This is a genomic window from Gemmatimonadaceae bacterium (genome assembly GCA_030647905.1).
GTDB lineage: Bacteria > Gemmatimonadota > Gemmatimonadetes > Gemmatimonadales > Gemmatimonadaceae > UBA4720.
The window spans coordinates 507,046-528,863 of the sequence record JAUSJA010000026.1 but is presented as its reverse complement, the minus strand read 5'-3'; the positions used below and the strand labels follow the sequence as shown (position 1 = coordinate 528,863).

20 protein-coding genes are annotated in these 21,818 nt (G+C 63.2%); 7 read left to right on the top strand and 13 right to left on the bottom strand.

Annotated elements, in window-relative coordinates:
* Positions 1-9: 9 nt before the first annotated feature.
* From sufD to sufB, 3 genes are read right to left on the bottom strand one after another with little or no spacing between them, the layout of a single operon-like run.
* Complete coding sequence (sufD, locus tag Q7S20_08645; protein MDO8501900.1) at positions 10-1,275, bottom strand: Fe-S cluster assembly protein SufD; 1,266 nt, start codon at positions 1,273-1,275, stop codon at positions 10-12.
* A complete protein-coding gene (sufC, locus tag Q7S20_08640; protein ID MDO8501899.1) occupies positions 1,272-2,021 on the bottom strand; it encodes a Fe-S cluster assembly ATPase SufC in 750 nt (249 codons plus the stop codon). The genes sufD and sufC overlap by 4 nt, the downstream gene beginning before the upstream one ends.
* Before the next feature lie 50 nt (positions 2,022-2,071).
* Entirely contained in the window at positions 2,072-3,508 is a 1,437-nt protein-coding gene (gene sufB, locus Q7S20_08635; GenBank protein MDO8501898.1) for a Fe-S cluster assembly protein SufB, read from the bottom strand.
* Between the two features lie 207 nt (positions 3,509-3,715).
* Here sufB and Q7S20_08630 point away from each other — a divergent pair, with 207 nt between their 5' ends.
* The 3 genes from Q7S20_08630 to Q7S20_08620 are packed head-to-tail and all read left to right on the top strand — an operon-like array spanning position 3,716 to position 7,107.
* Positions 3,716-4,930: a SufS family cysteine desulfurase gene (locus Q7S20_08630; protein ID MDO8501897.1), complete on the top strand. Its 1,215-nt coding sequence runs from the start codon at positions 3,716-3,718 to the stop codon at positions 4,928-4,930.
* Positions 4,917-5,369: an SUF system NifU family Fe-S cluster assembly protein gene (locus Q7S20_08625; GenBank protein MDO8501896.1), complete on the top strand. Its 453-nt coding sequence runs from the start codon at positions 4,917-4,919 to the stop codon at positions 5,367-5,369. The genes Q7S20_08630 and Q7S20_08625 overlap by 14 nt, the downstream gene beginning before the upstream one ends.
* Before the next feature lie 22 nt (positions 5,370-5,391).
* Positions 5,392-7,107 carry a hypothetical protein gene (locus Q7S20_08620; protein ID MDO8501895.1) on the top strand — a complete coding sequence of 572 codons (1,716 nt, stop codon included), beginning with the start codon at positions 5,392-5,394 and terminating at the stop codon, positions 7,105-7,107.
* Between the two features lie 19 nt (positions 7,108-7,126).
* Here the strand turns inward: Q7S20_08620 and Q7S20_08615 are convergent, their stop codons facing one another.
* The gene (locus Q7S20_08615) at positions 7,127-8,308 is read right to left on the bottom strand and encodes a putative sulfate/molybdate transporter (protein ID MDO8501894.1); all 1,182 of its coding nucleotides are present in this window, start codon (positions 8,306-8,308) and stop codon (positions 7,127-7,129) included.
* A gap of 56 nt (positions 8,309-8,364) precedes the next feature.
* Between Q7S20_08615 and Q7S20_08610 the strand changes: the two genes are divergently transcribed.
* Complete coding sequence (locus Q7S20_08610; protein MDO8501893.1) at positions 8,365-9,330, top strand: ATP-binding cassette domain-containing protein; 966 nt, start codon at positions 8,365-8,367, stop codon at positions 9,328-9,330.
* The gene (locus Q7S20_08605) at positions 9,323-10,609 is read left to right on the top strand and encodes an ABC transporter permease (protein ID MDO8501892.1); all 1,287 of its coding nucleotides are present in this window, start codon (positions 9,323-9,325) and stop codon (positions 10,607-10,609) included. The genes Q7S20_08610 and Q7S20_08605 overlap by 8 nt, the downstream gene beginning before the upstream one ends.
* Before the next feature lie 54 nt (positions 10,610-10,663).
* Here the strand turns inward: Q7S20_08605 and Q7S20_08600 are convergent, their stop codons facing one another.
* Positions 10,664-11,107 carry a BrxA/BrxB family bacilliredoxin gene (locus Q7S20_08600; GenBank protein ID MDO8501891.1) on the bottom strand — a complete coding sequence of 148 codons (444 nt, stop codon included), beginning with the start codon at positions 11,105-11,107 and terminating at the stop codon, positions 10,664-10,666.
* Between the two features lie 64 nt (positions 11,108-11,171).
* Positions 11,172-11,759, bottom strand: a complete 588-nt coding sequence (locus tag Q7S20_08595; GenBank protein MDO8501890.1) for a hypothetical protein — start codon at positions 11,757-11,759, stop codon at positions 11,172-11,174.
* 154 nt (positions 11,760-11,913) lie between these two features.
* Here Q7S20_08595 and Q7S20_08590 point away from each other — a divergent pair, with 154 nt between their 5' ends.
* On the top strand, positions 11,914-12,345 hold the full coding sequence (locus tag Q7S20_08590; protein MDO8501889.1) for a hypothetical protein: 432 nt from the start codon (positions 11,914-11,916) through the stop codon (positions 12,343-12,345).
* A gap of 24 nt (positions 12,346-12,369) precedes the next feature.
* Here the strand turns inward: Q7S20_08590 and lepB are convergent, their stop codons facing one another.
* The 5 genes from lepB to Q7S20_08565 all read right to left on the bottom strand — a co-directional run bounded on the left by lepB (position 12,370) and on the right by Q7S20_08565 (position 16,075).
* Positions 12,370-13,137, bottom strand: a complete 768-nt coding sequence (gene lepB / locus Q7S20_08585) for a signal peptidase I (protein MDO8501888.1) — start codon at positions 13,135-13,137, stop codon at positions 12,370-12,372.
* A 9-nt stretch (positions 13,138-13,146) separates the two neighbouring features.
* On the bottom strand, positions 13,147-13,518 hold the full coding sequence (locus tag Q7S20_08580) for an SWIB/MDM2 domain-containing protein (GenBank protein MDO8501887.1): 372 nt from the start codon (positions 13,516-13,518) through the stop codon (positions 13,147-13,149).
* A gap of 114 nt (positions 13,519-13,632) precedes the next feature.
* Positions 13,633-14,514, bottom strand: coding sequence for a deoxyribonuclease IV (locus tag Q7S20_08575; GenBank protein ID MDO8501886.1), 882 nt, complete (start codon positions 14,512-14,514; stop codon positions 13,633-13,635).
* Between the two features lie 41 nt (positions 14,515-14,555).
* Positions 14,556-15,185, bottom strand: coding sequence for a hypothetical protein (locus tag Q7S20_08570; GenBank protein MDO8501885.1), 630 nt, complete (start codon positions 15,183-15,185; stop codon positions 14,556-14,558).
* A gap of 128 nt (positions 15,186-15,313) precedes the next feature.
* Positions 15,314-16,075, bottom strand: a complete 762-nt coding sequence (locus Q7S20_08565; GenBank protein ID MDO8501884.1) for a hypothetical protein — start codon at positions 16,073-16,075, stop codon at positions 15,314-15,316.
* Positions 16,076-16,181: 106 nt separating this feature from the next.
* Here Q7S20_08565 and pruA point away from each other — a divergent pair, with 106 nt between their 5' ends.
* Positions 16,182-17,849 carry an L-glutamate gamma-semialdehyde dehydrogenase gene (gene pruA / locus Q7S20_08560; protein MDO8501883.1) on the top strand — a complete coding sequence of 556 codons (1,668 nt, stop codon included), beginning with the start codon at positions 16,182-16,184 and terminating at the stop codon, positions 17,847-17,849.
* A 39-nt stretch (positions 17,850-17,888) separates the two neighbouring features.
* On the opposite strand, the gene Q7S20_08555 is transcribed toward pruA, so the two are convergent.
* Positions 17,889-20,318 carry a hypothetical protein gene (locus Q7S20_08555; GenBank protein MDO8501882.1) on the bottom strand — a complete coding sequence of 810 codons (2,430 nt, stop codon included), beginning with the start codon at positions 20,316-20,318 and terminating at the stop codon, positions 17,889-17,891.
* On the bottom strand, positions 20,311-21,678 hold the full coding sequence (locus tag Q7S20_08550) for a hypothetical protein (GenBank protein MDO8501881.1): 1,368 nt from the start codon (positions 21,676-21,678) through the stop codon (positions 20,311-20,313). The genes Q7S20_08555 and Q7S20_08550 overlap by 8 nt, the downstream gene beginning before the upstream one ends.
* Positions 21,679-21,818: the final 140 nt, after the last annotated feature.

Here is a 21,818-nt window from a genome sequence, read left to right as displayed (position 1 = left end):
TTCTGCAGTTCAGCCAGTGAATCGCTCGAGGACCTGCGCCTCGAGTGATTCCCTGAGCGGCTCCAGCTCGATCTTCTCCAGAACATCAGCAGCGAACGCGTAGGTAAGCAGCCGTTTCGCCTGCGCCGGCTCGATCCCGCGGCTCCGCATGTAGAACAGCGCCGTGTCATCCAGGCGCCCCACCGTAGCGCCGTGCGTGCACTTCACGTCATCGGCGAATATCTCGAGCTGCGGCTTGGTATCAATCCGCGCTGCATCCGACAGCAGCAGGTTGTTGTTGGTCTGCTTTCCGTCGGTTTTCTGCGCCTCGGGATGTACGTACACCTTCCCGTTGAACACACCGTGCGAGTTGCCGTCGAGAATGCCCTTGTAGAGCTCGTGGCTCGGGCAGTTCGGCGCGACGTGCTCGATGCGCGTCTGGTGATCCACGTGCTGCGAGCCGTCCACCATGTACAGCCCGTTGAGCACCGCCTCTGCCGCGTCTCCGGCAAGAGTGGTGTACACGTTTGTGCGCGACAACTTCGCGCCGGTCGCGAACGAGAACGACTCGTAGCGGCTGTCGCGTGACTGATGCACCTGCACCGTCCCGACGTGGAACGCGTTGCGGCTCTCGGTCTGCAGCTTGTAGTGGCCGAGCCGCGCCCCGTCGGCGACGTAGACCTCGGTCACCGCGTTGGTGAAGTAGCTGTCCCCGCCGACGCTCACGTAGCTCTCGATGAGCGTGCACTGCGAATGTCGCTCCGCAAAAACGAGATTGCGGGTGTGCACCGCCGCGCCCTCGGCGCCGGAATCGGAGATGAACAGCAGGTGGATCGGCTTGTCCACGACCGCGTCGGCGGCAATGCGGATCACCGCGCCATCGGTCGCCCGCGCTGCGTTGAGCGCGGTGAACGCACCCGATTCCGCTGTCGCAAGCTTACCAAGATGACGCTCGACGAGCTCGGCGCTGTTCTCGATTGCGTCGGCGAGACCGCCGACGGTCACTCCCGAAGGCAGGCTGTCCGCGCTGCTTTCCAGCCAGCCGTTCACGAAGACGAACGTGTGCCAGTCTTGCCCATGCGCAAACCGCTTCAGGACGTCCGCGGAAACCGGGGCTCCCGGGTGCGCGACGCCGAACGTTCTCTCCGCAATCGGAGCGACGCTGGTGAAATGCCAGTCCTCGTCCTTCATCGTCGGGAATCCCTTCGACTCGAACTGGGCCATCGCGGAACGCCGAAAGTCGCGCAGCCACCCGGGCTCGCAAGGCGGCGCCGCCTGCATCACCGCTTCACTCACGCGGCTGCACCGGGAATCCAGTCGTATCCTTTCTCCTCGAGCTCGAACGCCAGTTCCTTGCCACCCGACATCACGATCCGGCCGTTCGCGAGAACGTGAACGAAGTCGGGAACGATGTAGTTCAGCAGCCGCTGGTAGTGCGTGACGACGATCGTCGCATTGTCAGGGCGTCGAAGGGCATTCACACCATTCGCTACGACCTTGAGCGCGTCAATGTCGAGCCCGGAATCCGTCTCGTCGAGAATCGCCAGACGCGGCTCGAGCACCGCCATCTGCAGGATCTCGTTCCGCTTTTTCTCACCACCGGAGAATCCCGTGTTGACCGAGCGATTCATCATCGCCGGATCTATGTCCATGAGCTTCGTCTTTTCGTCCATCAGATCGAGAAACTCGAGCGGATCGAGTTCAGTCATCCCCTTCGCCTTGCGGATCTCGTTGTACGCCGAGCGCAGGAAGTAGGCGTTGGTGACGCCGGGAATCTCGATCGGATACTGGAACGCGAGGAAGATCCCTTCCTGGGCGCGCACCTCGGGGTCCATCTCCAGCAGGTTGCGTCCGTCGTACAGCACTTCGCCTTCAGTGACCTCGTAACCGGGGTGTCCCGCAAGCACCTGCGCCAGCGTGCTCTTGCCAGAGCCATTGGGACCCATCACTGCGTGGATCTCGCCCGCGTTGACAGTGAGATCTATTCCCTTCAGTATTTCCTTCTCGCCGATGGCGGCGTGCAGGTTCTTGATTTCAAGCACTTGTATGTCTTTCTGGTTGAATTATTCGACGGCCCGGTGACCGGGCCCTTCTATCCGACGGATCCTTCGAGCGTGATGCCAAGCAGCTGCTGCGCCTCGACGGCGAACTCCATCGGCAGGTTCTGGAACACCTCTCTGCAGAACCCGCTCACGATCATTGACACCGCATGCTCGGCGCTCAGCCCGCGCTGCTTGCAGTAGAAGATCTGGTCCTCACCGATCTTCGAGGTGGATGCCTCGTGCTCCAGCGTCGCGGTGTTGTTCTGCACCTCGATGTACGGAAACGTGTGCGCGCCGCACTCGTTGCCGATGAGCATCGAGTCGCACTGCGTGTAGTTTCGTGCGCCCGTCGCGCGTGGAAGGATTTTCACCTGCCCGCGATACGAGTTGTTGCCGTGGCCCGCCGAGATGCCCTTCGACACGATGTTGCTCTTCGTGTTCTTCCCGATGTGGATCATTTTCGTGCCCGTGTCCGCCTGCTGGTGGTTGTTCACCACCGCCACCGAGTAGAACTCGCCGGTCGAGTTGTCGCCCTGCAGGATCACGCTCGGATACTTCCACGTGATCGCCGAGCCGGTTTCGACCTGCGTCCACGAGATCTTCGAGTTGACGCCGGCGCACTTTCCGCGCTTGGTCACGAAGTTGTAGATGCCGCCCTTGCCCTCGGTGTCGCCGGCGTACCAGTTCTGCACCGTCGAGTACTTGACCGACGCGTTGTCGAGCGCGATCAGCTCGACGACAGCCGCGTGCAGCTGGTTCGTGTCGCGGCGCGGCGCGGTGCAGCCCTCCAGGTAGCTGACCGATGCGCCCTCGTCGGCGATGATGAGCGTCCGCTCGAACTGTCCCGTGTCCGCCGAGTTGATGCGGAAGTAGGTGGACAGCTCCATCGGGCACTTCACGCCCTTCGGCACATAGCAGAAGGAGCCGTCGCTGAACACCGCGGCGTTCAGGGCGGCGAAGAAATTGTCGCTGTGCGGGACTACAGTGCCGAGGTACTTCTCGATGAGCTCGGGATGATTCTGGACCGCGTCGCCGAAGGAGCCGAAGATGATCCCGTACCTGGAAAGCTCCTCCTTCATGGTCGTGCCGACGGAGACGCTGTCGAAGATCGCGTCCACCGCGACTCCGGCGAGCTTTTTCTGCTCGGTCAGCGAGATCCCCAGCTTGTCGTACGCGCGAAGGAGCTCGGGGTCCACCTCATCGAGGCTCTGGAGCGGCTTTACGCTCTTCGGAGCCGAATAGTAGATGATGTTCTGGTAGTCTATCGGATCGTAATGAAGGTTGCCCCAGTGGGGCTCTTTCATCGTCAGCCAGCGGCGATAGGCCTTGAGACGCCACTCGAGCATGAACGCCGGCTCGTTCTTCTTTGAAGAGATAAGCCGGACCACATCCTCGCTCAGTCCGCGACCGATCGTGTCGGCCTCGACGTCGGTGACGAAGCCGTACTGATATTCCCGACCGACCAGTGATTCGATTGCCGAGCTCATCCCTAACTCCTTGGCGTTACGGCACTTCGTGACGTAGATTGAATCCTAAGTAAACTTGTCGGGATAGTCAAGCGAACCGGCGTTAGGCAAACATGGCGTATGTCGTTGCCAGACAGTCGTTTAAGCACGGTCGCACGCCGTGCGGCGAGGGCCTTTTCGCGCTCTGCATCCCGTCCCCGAACACGCATCGCACGCGGAGAAAACCCGATGAGCCGACGAGCCGATTTCCCGCTGCTCGCATCCAACCCGGATCTCCACTACCTGGATTCCGCAGCCACCGCACAGAAGCCCACTGTCGTCCTCGATGCGATTCGCGATTTCTACGAGACGAGCTACGCCAATCCTCACCGCGGCGCATACGCGCTCTCGGTCGCCGCCACCGATTGCTACGATCACGCCCGCAGCCGGATGGCGACGTTCCTCGGCCTTGGCGACCCTGACTGCCTCGTGTTCACACGCGGCACCACCGAGGCGCTCAACCTCGTCGCGTCGTCGTGGGGACGCCAGAATGTCTCGCGCGGCGACGAGATCGTCGTCACCGCACTCGAGCACCACTCCAACTTCGTCCCGTGGCAGCAGCTCGCCATCGAGAAGGGGGCGGCGTTCAAGGTCTGCGAGCTGACGCCGGACGGGCAGCTCGACCTCGACTGTCTCGCCGGCCTGCTGTCGCCGAAGACGAAGATCCTCGCGTTCAACCACGTGTCGAACGCGCTTGGCACCATCAATCCGGTCGCCGAGATCGTCCGGATGGCCCGGGAGCGGACATCGGCGATCGTCGTATGCGATGGAGCCCAGGCGGTTCCCCATATGCGCGTCGGATTCGACGAGCTGGGCGTGGACTTCTACGCCTTCAGCGGCCACAAGATGTGCGGGCCGATGGGTATCGGCGGTTTGATCGGCCGGCGCGACCTGCTCGAGGCGATGCCGCCGTACCAGATGGGCGGCGACATGATCGAGTTCGTCTACGACGAGACGACGACGTGGAATGTCCTGCCGCACAAGTTCGAGGCGGGGACGCCGAACGCCGCTGGCGCCGTTGGCCTCGCCGCCGCCGCCGATTATCTCGACGCGATCGGCATGGACGAGGTGCTGAAGCACGAGCGCGAGCTCGTAGCCGAAGCGTACGCGCGGCTCTCCGCCATCGACGGCGTGACGATATACGGACCCGTGCCATCGCTGCGGAGCGGGGTCATCAGCTTCACCCTCAGCGACGTGCATCCCCACGACCTCGCGACGATTCTCGATGGAGACGGCGTCTGCATACGCGCCGGCCACCACTGCACGCAGCCGCTCATGCGGCGTCTCGACGTGAGCTCGACAGCCCGTGCTTCGTTCTACATCTACAACGACCGCACCGACCTCGACGCGCTCATCGAAGGGGTCATGAAGGCAAAGGAGATCTTCGGACATGCCGCCGTCTGACCGCTCGGCGCAGATCGGCGCGCTTTACCAGGAGTTGATCCTCGATCACTACCGCCGTCCACGCAACAAGGGTGAGATCGCGAACCCGGATGCATCGGTGGTGATGAAGAATCCGCTCTGCGGCGACGAGATCACTGTTCACGTCCGCTACGACGGTGATGCGATCGGCGATCTCAGCTTCTCCGGGCGCGGCTGCTCCATCTCGCAGGCGTCGGCGTCCATGATGACACAGCTCGTGAAGGGAAAAAGCGTCGCCGAGATCGAGGCGCTGAGCGCGCGCTTCCGCAGCATGGTCATGGGCGACGCGCAGGCGGCGGACGATGCGGCGCTCGGGTCGCTGCGCGCATTGAGCGGAGTCGCCAGATTTCCTGCACGGGTAAAATGCGCGCTGCTCGCCTGGAACGCACTCGAGACGGCACTGGCGAAGCGCGCGGAATAGCAGAGAAAGCGGGGATGTAGCGATGCGCGCTGGCAGGGCCTCTCTCCTTCATGCGACGGGATTCCTCACGACGACGGCGGCAGCGCTTGCAGTCTTCGCTTCCCATCCCGCTGCTGCACAGCAGAAGAGCGACTCGGCCCGGGTGCACCGGCGTGTCGTCCGCGCACAGGAGCGCTTCGAGAGTGTCCGGCGCCAGAATCTCCCGTTCCAGCTTGGCGGACGAGACCCCCATCGTTGCGACGCTCGCATAGGCCGCTTCTGCCAATGGAATTCGGAGGATGACACCGTCGAGGCAAAGGACCCGAGGTCCATCCGGCGCGCTCGCACAGCGCTCCTCGCAACTCTCGACAGCGCAGCCGCAAAGTCGCCACGCGACGGATGGATAACCGGCCAGCGTTTGCGCTATCTCCTGGAGTCCGGGAACGACACCGCCGCGGTGAGAGTGGCAAACGAATGCCAGGCATCAGAGTGGTGGTGCGCCGCGCTCCAGGGCCTCGCTCTTCACGAGACAGCGTCGGGCGCGGGGTCCGACAGCGCGTTCACACGTGCGCTCCGCGCGATGCCTGCGTCCGAGCGGTGCCGGTGGACCGATATGTCGCCGATTCTCGACGCAGATCAGCGAAAGCGGTTCGGCCGGGTGGGATGCGGCCGCAACGAGGAGGTCGCCGAGCGCCTGTGGTGGATGGCCGACCCATTCTGGTCGCTTGCCGGCAACGACAGGCGAACAGAGCACTACGCGCGTCACACCATGGCGCGCATTCTAGAGCCGGCGCGCAACACGTTCAACCTCAGATGGGCGAACGACATGCGCGAGATGATCGTGCGGTACGGCTGGGCACGCTACTGGACTCGAGACCGCGGCTCATCCATGGATCCGTACAACGGACCGATTTCCGGACACGAGGCGACGCCCAACTATCATTTCATCCCCGTGTCACTGCGTCTCGACTCCGTCCCGGTGGTGGCGTTCGACCTCGACACGAATGCGTCCGCCGAACGCTACGCGCCGGTGATGGCGGAACGCGTGTTCAAGCTCGATCCGCAGGTGGCGGTATTCCGGCGTGGGGATTCGGCGCTCGTCGTGGTGGCGTACGACGTGTCGCATAGTGCCGACCTCGATTCATCGCGCGTTGGTGCGGCGCTGGTGATCGCGCGCGACGAAAACTCGAGTCCGTACATCGGGTTCACAGAGGGGACGAGGTCGGCGGTGAGCGTGATTGTGGATTCACGGCCGGCCATCATGAGTCTGGAGGTCATCGCGACGGAGAAGCGGCGCGCCGCATGGAAGAGGACCGGGCTCATGCTTTCCCTGCACGAGCAAGGCGCGGTGACGATGTCGGACGTTCTGTTGTTCGAGCCGGTGGAGAGCGAAGCCGGCGATCTCGGCGCGGCGATGAAAACGGCGATCGGTGGTACCGAGGTCGCGCGCCGCAAGCTCGGACTCTACTGGGAAGCGTACGGACTCGTGAGAACCGATAGCGCCCTCCCCGTTTCGCTCACACTCACCCGCGTCCCGGCGGGAGCGCTCCGCCGCCTTGGTGAATCAATCGGCCTCGCTTCGCGAAGCAGCCCGTTGAAGATCTCGTGGCACGAGACAGCGGCGCTCGGGAGTGTCACCGCCAGGTCTGTGGTTCTCGACCTGTCCCTGATTCCGAAGGGGAAGTACGTGCTTCGTATCGAAGCGGGAGATTCAGGCGGCCAGAGGGCTGCGACTACCCGGAACATCGAGCTCAGGTAGCGGCTCGACACTTCCTGCTCTACTTCGAATCTGCGTTGCCCGGTGCGCGTCTCAGGTATGATAAGAGCGTCCCGATCACGAGAGCGACGGCATAGCCGTAGGGAACGCCATTGGCGATAAGCCCGACGACCACAGCGATGAACAGATCGTTCCGGTCACCGGCCTGATCCCGCACCATCAACATCAGTGCCGCACCCTCGAAGAAGAGCAGAACGCCCAGCATCGGTAGCGGAAATACCTCCACCACCTGCTGGAATCCGTGAGCGAAGAACAACCCGAGCACGAGAAAAATGGAGCCGTAGATGATGATCGAGCCGCCCGTCCTCGCGCCGAACGTGTAATGCCCGACGAGCCCGCCCGACCCATGGCAGGTCGGCACGCCCCCGAAAAACGGATTCACGAGATTCATCAGCGCATAGGTCAGGCTGAGGCGCTTCACGCGTATCCGTCGCTCCGGAAACAGGTCCTCCGCCACCTGGCGCGTGGCGAGAACTGAATTCCCGAGTGAGAGCGGTATCTGCGGGAGCGCGAGCACGAGGAACCCGGTTACCATGTCCGCCGTGCTCACCGGCTGGATGCGCGGCAGCGTCAGCCCTGCTGCGGCCGTGAAGTCCGTGCCGCTCAGTTTGAATACCAGCGCGTAGACGATGCCGAGCGCGATCACCGGGAGCGCAGGCGGAAAGCGGCGATTGCCGAAGAGCGCGATGATGAGCGCGAATGCGACGATAGCGAGGACATATCCGCGAGGGCCGTCCGCTTGCACGTAGTCGCGGAGCGCCAGCAACGACAGCTGAATTCCGAGCCCGAGCTGAAGTCCGCGCACTACCGCCTTCGGCACCACACGCGCGAGCCAGTCAATTCCGCCGGTCACGGTGAGCGCGAGCATCGCGATGCCGATCGCCAGACCGCCGCCGTACAGAACGCCCGGCGCGATCTTCTGTGTGATCACGATCACCGCGACGGCCTTGAGTGGCTGCACCGGCATCGGCATGCCGTACGATATCGCGGTCATGTACTGCATCAGCCCGAACATCACGAGCACGCTCGCGCTGTGAAGACCCGCCGCGAGAATCATCCCCACCAGCAGAGGCAAATCGGTGCCGATGTCGCCAAACGCGCCCGCCAACTCGTTCCGGTCGAAGCGGATGCGGTCCCGGGAGAACGCATGTGCGAACGACCTGTAAACTCTGTTCGCGGTCAACCGCGTTCCGGGAATGTCACACCTATATTGTACGGCAACGCGAGAACCTGGACTACATGGCCGACTTCAGCATAGAAATAGATAACGCCTACAAGCGCTACGCCGAGCATGTCGCGGTGCGCGATCTGTCGCTTCGCGTTCCGCGCGGAGCCGTATACGGTCTTCTCGGGCCGAACGGCGCAGGGAAGACAACGACCATCCGGATGATCCTCAACATCATCGCTCCGGATCAGGGCTCCATCCGCATTCTCGGACGCCCCGCGAACGACCCCGCGCTCACCGATCACATCGGATACCTCCCCGAGGAGCGCGGGCTATATCGCAAGATGCAGGTTCGTCGCATCCTCCGCTTCCTGGCCGAGCTCAAGGGGATGAAGCGGGACGTGGCCGACCGTCGCATCACCGAGTGGCTGGAGCGGCTGGACCTCAAGACGGCAGAAAAGGACTGGGGACTTTCCAGGATCGACGAGCTCTCCCGCGGCATGCAGCAGAAAGTACAGTTCATCGGCACACTGCTGCACGACCCCGATCTCATCATCCTCGACGAGCCGTTCAGCGGACTCGACCCGATCAATACGCAGGCGCTGAAAGACACCATCGTCGAGCTCAAGCAACGCGGCAAGACGATCATCTTCAGCACACACCTGATGGACAACGCCGAGCGGATCTGCGACTCGGTGTGCATCATCGCGCGGGGCGAGAAGGTTCTCGACGGCTCGATCACCGAGATCAAACAGTCGCACGGCACGCGCAACATTGCACTTGGCCTTGGCGGCCAGCCATCCGCCGCCGTCTCCGCGGTACTAAGCGACAGATCGCTGGTGGACCGGGTGGATGACTCCAACCGATACTTCGAGATCGAGCTGGCGAAGGGTGCAGATCCGCAGGCTCTTCTGCAGAGGATCGTTACCGCCGGGGCTTCCATCAACAGATTCGAGATCGTGCAACCGTCGCTGCATCAGATATTCCTCGAGAGAGTCGGGGCCGCCGGCGTTGAAATGGGGATGACTGGACATGGCTAAGCTCTGGGCGATCATCAAGCGCGAGTATCTCGAGCGCGTCCGCACGAAGTGGTTCATCTTCGCGACGATCTTCGGTCCGCTCTTCTTCGGGGCGATGATCATCGTTCCGGCGGTCCTGGCCAAGCGGTCGAAGTCGACCGCCGAGTTCACCAACACACGGATCCTCGACGCCACCACCACTGGCATCGGACAGCGCATCGCGGACGTGATGAGCCGCGGCCGCGAGCCGGGCTCCGTTCCTCCGCAGGTGGTGGTGCTCAAGCCAGGCGAGCTCACGCAGGCCGAGAGCACCGCGACCAGGCAGGTGATGGCGAGGCAGTTGAGCGGATATCTCGTCGCCGACAGCCGCACCATCGGTGGCGAGGAAGCGAGCTACTCCGGCCGAAACGCCACATCGCTCGGCGACATGGAACGGCTGCGGGCGGCCGTCAAGGAGGCGCTCCTGGCGCAGCGGCTCACCAACGCCGGAATCGATTCCAGCAAGGTAACCGCTCTGACGTTCATTCCACTCCGGCTCAACTCCGAGCGGATCACGGACAAGGGGCGCGGCGGATCGGGCACCGTGAGCATCATCTTCGCCGGCGCGATCGCCTTCCTGCTGTACATGTCCATCGTGCTGTACGGACAGAACGTCCTGCGCGGAGTGCTGGAGGAGAAGACGACCCGCGTGGCCGAAGTCGTGGTGTCGAGTGTGCCCCCGGAGACGCTGCTCGCGGGCAAGATCCTCGGCGTCGGTGCGGTGGGTCTCACCCAGCAGATACTGTGGGTGATCACCACCGTCATCATGTTCAAGCTGCGGCAGCCGATACTTCAGAAGTTCGGAATCAGCACCATGCCTTTCGCGCTCCCCGAGATCTCGATCGGACTCGCGCTGCTGCTGCTGCTGTTTTTCGTGCTTGGATTCATCTTCTATTCGTCGCTCTACGCGGCAGTCGGGTCGTCCGTGAACACCGAGCAGGAAGCGCAGCAGGCGGTGCAGCCAATGCTGATCCTGCTCGTGGCGACGGCGATCTTCATCAACCCCATTCTGCTCAATCCGACTTCGCGGCTGGCGAGCGTGATGTCGTGGCTTCCCTTCTCCGCGCCGATCATCATGCCGTTGCGCCTGAGTCTCGGGAGTGTGCCGTGGTACGAGCTGGTCGGCACGCTGATCGGGCTCATTCTCGCCTGCCTCGGCGCGACGTGGCTGGCCGCACGGATCTACCGGGTGGGGCTGCTGATGTACGGCAAGCGGCCGACGATGAGGGAGATGGGACGGTGGATTAGCTACTCTCGGTAAACTTTAGTCACTTATTAATACTAAATAACTGCAACCGAGAACGCCTTCAAGCGATCAGGCCATCGCCTGTACGGCCACGGTCCCCTCGCAGTACTTATCGAAGGCTCCGACCAGATCCTCGGCGACCTCGTTCGCCGTGCGTCCTTCGATCTGATGGCGCTCGAGCATGAACACCAGCTTGCCGTCCTTCAAAAGCCCGATCTGCGGTGAGGAAGGCGGGTAGCCGGTGAAATAGCTGCGCGCCCGCTGCACGGCCTGTATATCCTGGCCGGCGAAAACGGTCGTCAGCGCGTCGGGCTTCACTGCATGCTCGAGTGCCTTCGCCACGGCGGGGCGCGCGTTGCGCGCAGCGCAGCCGCAGACGGAGTTGACCACTACGAGCGCCGTTCCCCTGGCATCCTTCAGCTTGGCGTCCACCTCTTCCGGTGTCCGCATCTCTTCGACACCGAGCCGCGTGAGCTCCTGCCGCATCGGCGTGACAATTCTCTCATCGTACATCCCGTAACCCCACTTGTTGTTGTAATGCCTGCTTTCGAATTATAACGAGGTTCCCGGGAGGACCCTAGCGTGGGCGGCGCCGCTCCACGAAGCTCTCGCCGCGAATTCCGGCCTTCACCGTCCCGTCAGTCCACGCCGCATGTTCCTTTCGGAGCAGCACGTAGCGCACCCACTTCACGACACCCGCCAGCAGGAGCGCGAACAACGAAATCGTGAAGACCCGCCATCCGACGGTGCCGATGGCCATTCCCGGCCAGTCGCGCAGATGCGCCGCGGATGTGCCGAGCGGCTCGCGCGACATCCCAATCAACGCGAGACTGGTCAGCATCTCGAACCCGCCCTCGGCGAACGCGAATACCGGCGCGCGCCACGTCCAGTCGCGAAGCGGATAACGGCTCAGGTGCAGCGTCGCCATCAGAAGCAGGAAAAGTGCGCCGACGGTCAGCGCCACTGCGATGTAGGCGCCACTCGCGCCCGAGGAACGGCTCAGCACCATCGCGCGGTACACGCGCGCCACGATACCGGTGATGAGCGCCATCTCCACAAGCGATCGCGCCAGTTTCCCGAATGCCGCCGGCTCGCGAACCCTGATTCCCGCCGACAACCGCTGACGAAGACGCTCGCTGTTCTGCCTGGCGATGAAATCGCGCATGCGGAGAATGTACTGTCCGGCGCGAATCCCGTTATTGCGGAGGCACTCCCGGTTGCGACGCGAAGACGGTGCTCATCGTGCCGAGCGGGTTCCGGCCGCCTGATACAGGCGCCGCCGGTTACCTCTGCCCGGAGCGATCAGTCGTATTCCTGCCATGCATACTCGACTCTGGATTGCCGCGGCCGTCGCGGCGACGCCGATTCTGGCGCTTAGCCCCGTGGCGTTTCCGGCCACCCACGAAGCTGGCTGCGTGCGTCCGGCGCCTGGGGCACGGTACAATCAGCGGCTGTTCACGTCGCTGATGAGACGCAGGGACGCAATCGCCGAGCGCACCCTCGCGGTATACAACGTGATGCGCGTCAAGTCGCGTGACGTGAAGCCGGTGAGTGATCCTGCTCTCTGCGCTCGCGCCGCGATCGCGTACGGACGAGCGTTGCACGCGGAGTCGCCGGACCGCAAGGTGCACATCCTTCGCGTGGGCGACCGCTACGTGGTCATGGATCCGGATTATCGCCCGGACGATTATCACCGTGCTGTGACGTTCGACTCGACCTTCACCAGGCCGCTCGCACTCGTCGCCGAATAGAAATCCGGATCGGGCGGCCCGAGCTCAGTGGATCCAGTGCCCGATCCTGCTCCAGCGGATGTCGGTGATGAACGGAAGAGGGCGATCGCTGTCGTCGGCGTTGTAGGCATAGTACACGAACATCGGCTGGCCGCGGATGTTCTCCCTCGGGACGAAGCTCCAGTAGCGGCTGTCCTTCGAGTTGTAGCGACTGTCGCCCATCATGAAGTAGTGCCCCGCCGGCACGATCAGTGGTCCCCAGTTATCGTGCGTGGGCTGCGCCGGTGCCGGGCCGAACCTCGATGCCTTAAGCCCAAGCGTCTTCTGCCAGTCGAACAGCGGATCAATCGAATCGATCACCTGGTCCGCCGGAACCGGGCCCGGCTGCCGCTGCTGCACTCCGTTTATGAAAAGCACTCCCTTCCGCATGTAGAGAGTGTCTCCCGGCATTCCAATCAGCCGCTTCACGAGAGTGGGATTGGGATCCCACAGTTGATCAGCCTGCGTCGGTGACTTGAACACGACGACGTCGCGATGCTGGGGATCGCGATAACCCGGAAGAGTGATACTGGTGAACGGGACATGGGGCCCGTACACGAGCTTGTTCACGAACAGCCAGTCGCCGACGAGCAGCGTCGGAATCATGCTCCCCGACGGAATCCGATACGCTTCAACTATGAAGGTGCGGAGAACGATGAAGAACAAGAGAGCGCTGAGCAGCGCCTTGAAATTCTCCCAGAACCGGCGCAGCGCGGACCGCTGCGCAAAGGGGCGCGCCTCTTGAGCACGCCCCTTGTTCGACGCGACAGCCAATGTGCTTGTCTACTTCAGGTGCTTGTTGACGAGGCGGGTCATCTCGAACATGGAGACCTGCCTAACGCCGTTGAACACGGGGCGGAGGTTGTCGTCAGCGTTGATCATGCGACGGTTCTTCGAATCCTGGAGTCCCTTCCGCTTGATGTAGGCCCAGAGCTTCTTCGTGACTTCGGTGCGCGGAAGCGGAGCAGTTCCCACTACCATGCTCAGCGCTGCGCTCGGCATCATCGGCTTCATGAATGCCGCGCTCGGCACGCGCTTCGCGGCCTTCTTCTTGGCGGGAGCCTTCTTCTTGGCGGGAGCTTTCTTCTTGGCGGGAGTCTTCTTTACTGACTTCGAGGACTTCTTCGCCGAGCTCTTCTTCTTCGCAGTTGCCATCGCTTCTCCTGAGTGATTGAATCGGGGTGGCCCGTTTACACCGAGGCCGGTGCGCCGTCTCGCGAGGCAAAGTATAGCCGCATTAGCCAATTGCAAGAGGGAAAACCGGGGTTTCTACGAGGAGAGAAGCTCCATCATCCGTACATCGTACGGATCGGGAGACGGATCGTCGTCACCAATGTCGTAGTTCTTTTGAGGCGTCTCGAGAATCAGCGGCACGTCTTTCGACCGCGGGTCCTGCATCAGCCAGTCGAACGGATCCCTGCCGATCTGCCCCTCTCCGATCAGCACGTGCCTGTCCTTGTTCGAGCCGAGCGCGCCCTCGCTGTCGTTCAGGTGGAAGAATGACGGCGCTTCGCCGATTTTCTCCTCGAATTCATCGAGTATCGCCGTGAACGTCTTCTTCGATTCCGAGATGTCGTATCCCGACGCGAACAGGTGACAGGTATCGAGCCCGTAGCCCGTCCGCCCTCTCACCGCCTTCGGAATGTGCGAGAGAATCTCCGCGATCTCCTCGGCCGTTCTCCCCATGGTGCGGCCCGCGCCGGCGGTATTCTCGATGAGAAGACGGGTGCATGAATCGACCGCTTCGAGCGCCCTGGTAATCGCGAGAGCAATGCGCTTCGCCGAATCCGACCTCTCGCTCGTGCCCGCGGACCCCGGGTGAAAACACACCGTGCCCACGCCGAGCGCGCTCGAGCGCTCAAGCTCCTTCATCAGTCCTCCCGCGGCGCGCATCCACTTCTCGTCATCAGACGTGGCCACGTTCAGAACGTAGGCCGCGTGCACAACGATGTTCTCCGGACGGATCCTGGTCTCCGCCAGCGCCGCCTTGAACCGTTCCACTCTCTCCGGCTTTATCGAGACCTTGTCGCCATAGTATTTCGGAATCGCCGTGAAGAGCTGCATCGCGGTCATTCCCGCGTTGCCGGCGCGCTTCACCGCCATGTGGATGCCGCCGTTGTTTATCGTGTGCGCACCGAGGAATCTGGCCATGTGCGGTTCTCAGGCAGGAAGCATGCTTGCCGTCCGTCGGGTTATCTGAACTTCACGCCGAATGACGCGAGGAGCATCGTTCTGTTCCCGCCCTCGTTGCTGGAGATGGAGACGCGGTGATATCGCGCCTCGACGAACGTCCTGATCCCGCTGATCGGCACAGTGGCGCCGCCGCCGATGTTGAAACCGCGATACGTGTGGTCGCCGACAAGGTTGAATCCCGTGCAGGAGCCCGAGCACACATCGTCGAAGCTGAACCGGTACACTCCGTATCCCCCGATGATGTAGGGAGAAACTGTATTGTCGCCGGGATAGGCGGCCGAATCGGTACCCAGGTTGAGCACGGCGTTGAGCGTTCCAAGCACAATGCCCGTCTTCGTCGTGACTTTGGCCGTGCCCAGATCCACGTCCTTCTTACCGAACTTCGAGTACGCGCCGTCGAGCCGCAGATCGAGCGCGCCGTACACATCGGCCTTGACCATCGCGCCGGCGTGCCAGCCCACGTTCGCTTCGTTCTTGAGGTCACCAGTGGGAAGGGAGATTCCTCCGAAGGCACCCGCCGTGAACCGGCTCGCGAGATTCTCCTGCGCGCTCACGCCTGACGCTGGAACGAAAGCGGCGAGCGCCGCGACAGTGATCAACGCTGAGAGCTGCTTCCCGATTCGGTGCATTCCGCTTCTCCATGCCGGGGTGACGCTCCGCACCCGGCGCGGAACGGTTGCGACGCATTGCCGCAAAGGGGCGAAGCTAGATCGCCAGAACAAAAGTGCAACCGTAGTTTCCCGGCCCCGTGCGTTGCTCAGTCCCATCTGCCAGCACGGTACATCGGCCGCGTCGCGTTCACCGTCGGAGACGGAGAGTACTCTCTCCACCACAGCCGGATGGAATCGCCCGCCAGTCGCACCACCGGCTGCCGCGCGCGCCCGTTGTCGCTCGTCGCGTTCAGTCTATTCTCGAAGATGTGACCCATCGTGGCCGACAGGGCGATGCCGATCAGCGGCTGCCCTGCGTTCGGATCCTCGTATGCGACCGCGACCCTGTCGCCCTCCGCGGCGACGCTCACACGCGACGGATTTTCACCGTACACGATCGGCACCGGGGAGTGAAATGACGCGGCGCTGTCCATCGAGTGCGCGAAGAACAGTCCCGCGCCGCTGGTCGGTTCGGCAAAGTACGCGAGATGCACATAACCGCTCACCGCGTCAGCCGCGATGGCGGGCGCGGGACGCCCGCAGCCTCTCACGCCATGATCGGTGGAATCGGCGATCACTGGAGGAGACCACGCGACGCCAGGCTCGCGCTCCGCGCGGGACACCATCAGCATCACGCTCGAATCCTGGCGCACCTGCCACCATGTAGCGAACGAATCACCGCCCGCCGACGCGATCCGAAGCGATGCGCGACACGCTCCCGCGGCGAGCGACGGCTCGACGGTCTCAGCCGGAGCGTCCAGCGGCTCCGGGGGCGCGCCGCTGTAGACGATGTCGCTCCACTGCACCGCCTCTCCGCCGCACGCGGCGAGGACGACGGTGAACAGAAGGCCGCCGGCTGTTCTTCGCATCCCTAAAGCTATTCGGCGCGCGGCGAATGATGCACGGAGGTTCGCCGCCACTCCCGCGACTGGTATCTTTGAGAGCACATCGGCACCACAACAGAGGACCACGAGCATGACCGCCTCCACCCACTCCCCCGCAACGAGCGTCGTCTCCGGATTCAACGGCAATCGCCGCGTGCCGCCCCCGGTGAACGAGCCGGTGAAGAGCTACGCACCCGGATCTCCCGAGCGCACCGCGCTCAAGGACCGCCTTCGCTCCATGTCGCACGAGAAGCCGGACGTTCCGTGTATCATCGGCGGACGTGAGGCGCGAAATGGAGATGTGGCACAGTCGGTGATGCCGCACGATCACCATCATGTTCTTGCCGACTGGCACAAGGCCACCGCCGCTGATGTGGATGCCGCGATCGCCGCGTCGCGCGAAGCGCAGCACGACTGGGCCAACTGGTCGTGGGAGGATCGCGCCGCGGTATTCCTCAAGGCGGCCGAGCTCCTCACCACTACGTGGCGCGCGACGATCAACTCCGCCACCATGCTCGGCCAGTCGAAGACGGCGTTTCAGGCGGAGATTGACGCCGCATGCGAGCTGATAGACTTCTGGCGGTTCAATCCGTACTACGCGCAGCAGCTCTACGACGAGCAGCCGCTGTCCGATCACAGCATGTGGAACCAGCTCGACTACCGCGGTCTCGAAGGATTCGTCTACGCGGTGACGCCGTTCAACTTCACCTCCATCGCGGGGAATCTCCCCACCGCGCCGGCGCTGATGGGGAACACGGTGATCTGGAAGCCCGCGTCGAGCGCCACGCTCAGCGCGTACTACCTGATGAAGCTGCTCGAGGAAGCGGGACTTCCGCCGGGTGTGATCAACTTCGTCCCCGGCGACGCGGCGATGATCTCCGACAAGCTGCTCGCACACCGCGATCTCGCCGGGGTGCATTTCACCGGAAGCACCGGTGTCTTCAACAGCATGTGGAAGACGATCGGGGCGAGCATGTCAAATTATCGGTCGTATCCGCGCATCGTCGGCGAGACAGGCGGCAAGGACTTCATCGTCGCGCACCCTTCGGCCGATCCCATCGCTCTCTCAGTCGCGATAGCCAGAGGCGGATTCGAGTACCAGGGCCAGAAATGCTCGGCGGCGAGCCGTATCTACGTGCCGGAGTCAATCTGGCCCGAAGTGCGCGACCGCACCGTCGCGATCATGGAGGAGATCAGGATGGGCGACCCCGCCGATTTCCGCAACTTCATGGGTGCGGTGATCGACAGGAAAGCGTTCGACAAGATCGGCGAGTACATAACGCACGGCCGCGCCAACGCAAGGATCATCGCCGGCGGCGGAGCGCACGGCGACGATGGATACTTCATCGAACCGACTCTCATCGAGACGCGCGATCCGGCGTACAAGCTTCTCTGCGAGGAGATCTTCGGGCCCGTCGTTACTGCGCATGTCTATCCCGATGCCAAGTGGGAGGAGACGCTGGAGACGGTTGACCGGACGTCGCCGTACGCGCTCACCGGCGCGGTGTTCTCGCGCGATCGCGCCGCGGTGCGCACTGCTTCGGTGGCTTTGCGCAATGCTGCCGGAAACTTCTACGTGAACGACAAACCCACTGGCGCAGTGGTGGGCCAGCAACCTTTCGGCGGCGCCCGCGGATCGGGGACGAACGACAAGGCGGGATCGAAGCTCAACCTCACCCGCTGGGTGAGCGCGCGGAACATCAAGGAGACCTTTTCTCCGCCGACGGATTACAGGTACCCGTTCATGGCCGAAGAGTGATGGAAATCGACTGACCTTCAGCGAGACGGGCCGGCCGTTTCACCGCCCGAGTGTTACGACCACCTCGCGACGGCGGCCATCGTCCACCAGTTCGATCGGGCCTTCGATCCGGACGCCGCCGACAGTCGTCGAAGCCACACCGCGCTGCACCCCGTCCGGATTCCTGACGGTGATCGAGTATGATGTCCCTCCATGCCGGTACTCGAGCGCAAACTCCCGCCAGACTGAGGGAATGCACGGATCCACGCTCAATGTGCCTCCGCGTTTGGTGAACCCGAGGATTGCCTCGAGTCCCACGCGATAAAGCCAGCTGGCAGAGCCCGTGTACCAGGTCCACCCTCCGCGCCCAAGATGTCCCTCGGCCGTGTACACATCGGCGGCGACGACGTAGGGCTCTACCTTGTAGATGGAAACCGCCTCCGGGCTCAACGCGTGGGTCACCGGATTGATCATCTGGTAGAGCTCGAACGCCCGGTCTCCCTTGCCGAGCATCGCGGTGGCAAGCACTGCCCACAATGCCGCGTGAGTATACTGGGCTCCATTCTCGCGTACGCCGGGAAGGTACCCCTGGATGTACCCCGGGTCGTGCGCCCCCCGGTCGAAAGGAGGCGTCAGCAGCATCAGCAGGCGCGCGTCGTCACGCACGAGATGTTCGTCGAACGATTGCATGGCCATAACGGCGCGATCGGGTTCGCCTGCCCCCGAGATAACGCTCCAGCTCTGCGCGATCGAGTCAATCCTGCATTCCGCGTTGTCACGCGAGCCCAGAGGTGCACCGTCGTCGTAATAGGCACGCCGGTACCAGGCTCCATCCCACGACGTCCTTTCCACCGCCTCGTTGTACGAATTTGCCAGCGCCGTGAATTCATCCGCGGCCACGTGATCGCCTCGCGCCCTCGAGTGGCCGGCGAATTCTCGCAGCGTCATGCAGAGAAACCAGGCGAGCCATACGCTCTCGCCCTTCCCCTCTTTGCCCACCCGGTTCATCCCATCATTCCAGTCGCCGCCACCGATCAGCGGAAGCCCGTGCGCGCCCACGGTGCACGCGCGCCTAAGCGCCCTCACGCAGTGATCGTAGACCGATTCGACGCACTCCGAGACATCGGGCACCTCGTACAGCTCGTCTTCGTCCGATTGAAGGAGCCTCGATTTCAGGTACGGGGTTCTCTCGTCCAGGATCGAAGTATCACCAACGACTCGCATGTAATGATTGACCACGTAGGGCAGCCAGATCAGGTCATCCGCGAAACGCGTCCGTACGCCCCTTCCGCTGTGTGGATGCCACCAGTGCTGAACGTCGCCTTCCTCGAACTGCCTGGACGAAGCGTGGACGATATGATCGCGGGCGAGGCGCGGCTCCGCGTAAACGAACGCCATCACGTCCTGGAGCTGGTCCCTGAATCCGAACGCCCCGCTCGACTGGTACAACGCGATTCTGCCCCACATCCTGCAGGACAATGCCTGATACAACGACCACTCATTCAGGATGAGATCGAACGTCGGCTCCGGCGTCGTCACCCGGATCGTGCCCAGTCGGGTACGCCATCCCGCCGCCGACCGATCGAGAGCGGCATTCGCATCGCACGGCGCCCTGTATCGCTCCGCCAGCGTGAGCGCCTCTTCTCGGCCATTCCCGGAGCCCAGCAAAATGGTTACCTCGCGCGTCTCGCCGGGCACGAGCTCGAGACGCGTTTGCAGCGCGGCACACGGGTCGGCAACACCGTCGACGCTTCCGTCGAGGCCGTCACGCCGAAGCGCTGCTGGAGATGAGAGCGCTCCGTTGCGCCCGATGAAGCTCCTGCGATCGGCGGAGAATGCCGACAACCGTTCACCCAGGACCGAGAATGCCACCTGACTCGCCAGCTCCGCCTCGAAAGTGTTCGATGCAAGCATGATACTCCTGTCGGGCAGCATCTCGATCCGCACGTGGCCCTGCGTCCTCTCGCGGTCTATGCCCAGCACCCACTCGACGTAGCTGGTGATCGTGATTCTCCGGGAATGCGGTCCCGAATTCGTGAGGGACAGCACCTGGATTTTCACGGTGTCGGCTTCCGGCATCCCCACGCGGAGATTCGTCACGATTCCGTCGTGAGTGTGCTCGAAGACCGAGTAGCCGGCGCCGTGACGCGTCGTGTAGCGCGTCGTCTCGCGAATCGGCGCCGGCGTGGCCGTCCATATGTCGCCGCTGTCGTCGTCGCGCAGATATATGCATTCCCCCGGAGGATCCGAAACCGGATCATTTTCCCACGGAGTGAGGCGGAAAAAGCTGCTGTTGACCGCCCAGGTCGGGCCGGCTCCGCTTTCGCTCGCGAGAAAGCCGCCCGAGGGATTGGCGATCACGTTCGTCCACGGAGCGGGAGGAAGCTGCTCGCCGCTCAGCCTGATCTCATATTCCCCTCGAGCATTGAATCCGCCCAGCCCGTTGAAGCACGCCAGACCGGGCAAGCTCGCATCCTCCCGATCAGCCATCGGCGATCTCGATCATTGTCGGTCCGCTGCAGTCCACTCGAATCCGCGCGCTCGACCCCAGCAGCTCGACGTCCTTCGGCCGGAGCGCGTCGCTTCGGCGGACGAACACGCCCCGCGGCTGATCGAGCAGGTCGCTTTCACCGGACGCGATCACGATCGAGACGACCTCATCCTTCAGCTGCTGATCGCTCTGAGCCACCCCGCAGAGAATGACGAGATCGCAGGCGATTCCCTTGCACCGCCAGTACCGATGCAACGTGAGGAGCTCCGTCACGCGAGCTACGCCGTCCAGTGTCTGTACGGTTGCAAGGAGGATCGGCCACTCCCCGGTGATCCCCATCGCGAGGAGCTCAGCCCGTCCCGGTTCGTCGTCCCCGCGTCCTGCCGCGAGCGCGCCCGCTGGAGGCGATCCGTAGAGCAGCACGCCAGCCATATCCTGATACGCGGCCGCAGCGACGGCAGTGATACCCAGCTCGCCAAGCTCCCGCTCTCCCTCCGCAGCAGAGAGATCGAATGCTCTCTCCGCATCGCCCATGACATGATAGAAACCGGCGAGCCGCACCGCCTCATCGCGCTTCTCGGCGACGAAGGTCGTGAAGATGACTCGCGCCGACTCGCCAGCGGGAATGAGCAGCCTCGTCCTCAATGCGACAACCGGATCGAGCACCGCGCCGACAGTACCCGACAGTTCGCCGGGATTGTCCATCGCGACTGGATTCCGCGACGAGCGTCCGCGCCCGATGAAACGCGCACGATCGGTCTCGCAGCTGATCGAGCTGCTGCCGACGCTGCCCGCCGCGATGGTGTGACCGCACCACGCCGGCTTGTCCTTCGCCGAGCGCGGCCGCCGCATGGCGAGAATGGATCCGCTCCCGGGCAGCCACTCCGTCTGCACGAACAGGTTGCCGAACGCGCGGTGTCCCCGGTCGGAGACAGGCGGTGCCAGCACGATCTCCTGATAGCTCGTGAGCTCGATCTCCGTCTCGGCGTCCGACAGGTTCGAGACGACGACCCGCCGCGCTTCGGCGGGCGCGCCGGGAACGACGACTATCTCGGTAAGAGTCTCGAAGCTCCCATCGCGGCGGTGAAACGTCACACGGTCATTCGCCAGCGCCACGCGGTACCAGGAAGAGTCCGCGCAGACCGGCTGATGACCCGCGGACCAGATTCTCCCCGTCCGCACGTCCCTCAGATAGCACCACTGTCCGTAGGCGTCGCGTGTGCTGTCGTTTCTCCACCGATTAACCGCGATGTCGCCGTGTCGGCTCACCCCACTCCCGGCACCGCTCACGATGGTGGTATAAGGAACCTGGCCGAGGACCGCGATCCTCGGCAGCGGCGTATTGGCCGTGTCCAGCATCCGGACCGCGGGGTCCCCGTCAAGGGAGCGCGTTGACGAGGATGGTCTTCTGATAGCCCGGGCAGAGAGGGTTGAAAAAAAACTTCTTACGCGTCCGGATGTAAACGATTACATTCTGGCCTGTCCGTCAACCCGTGGGG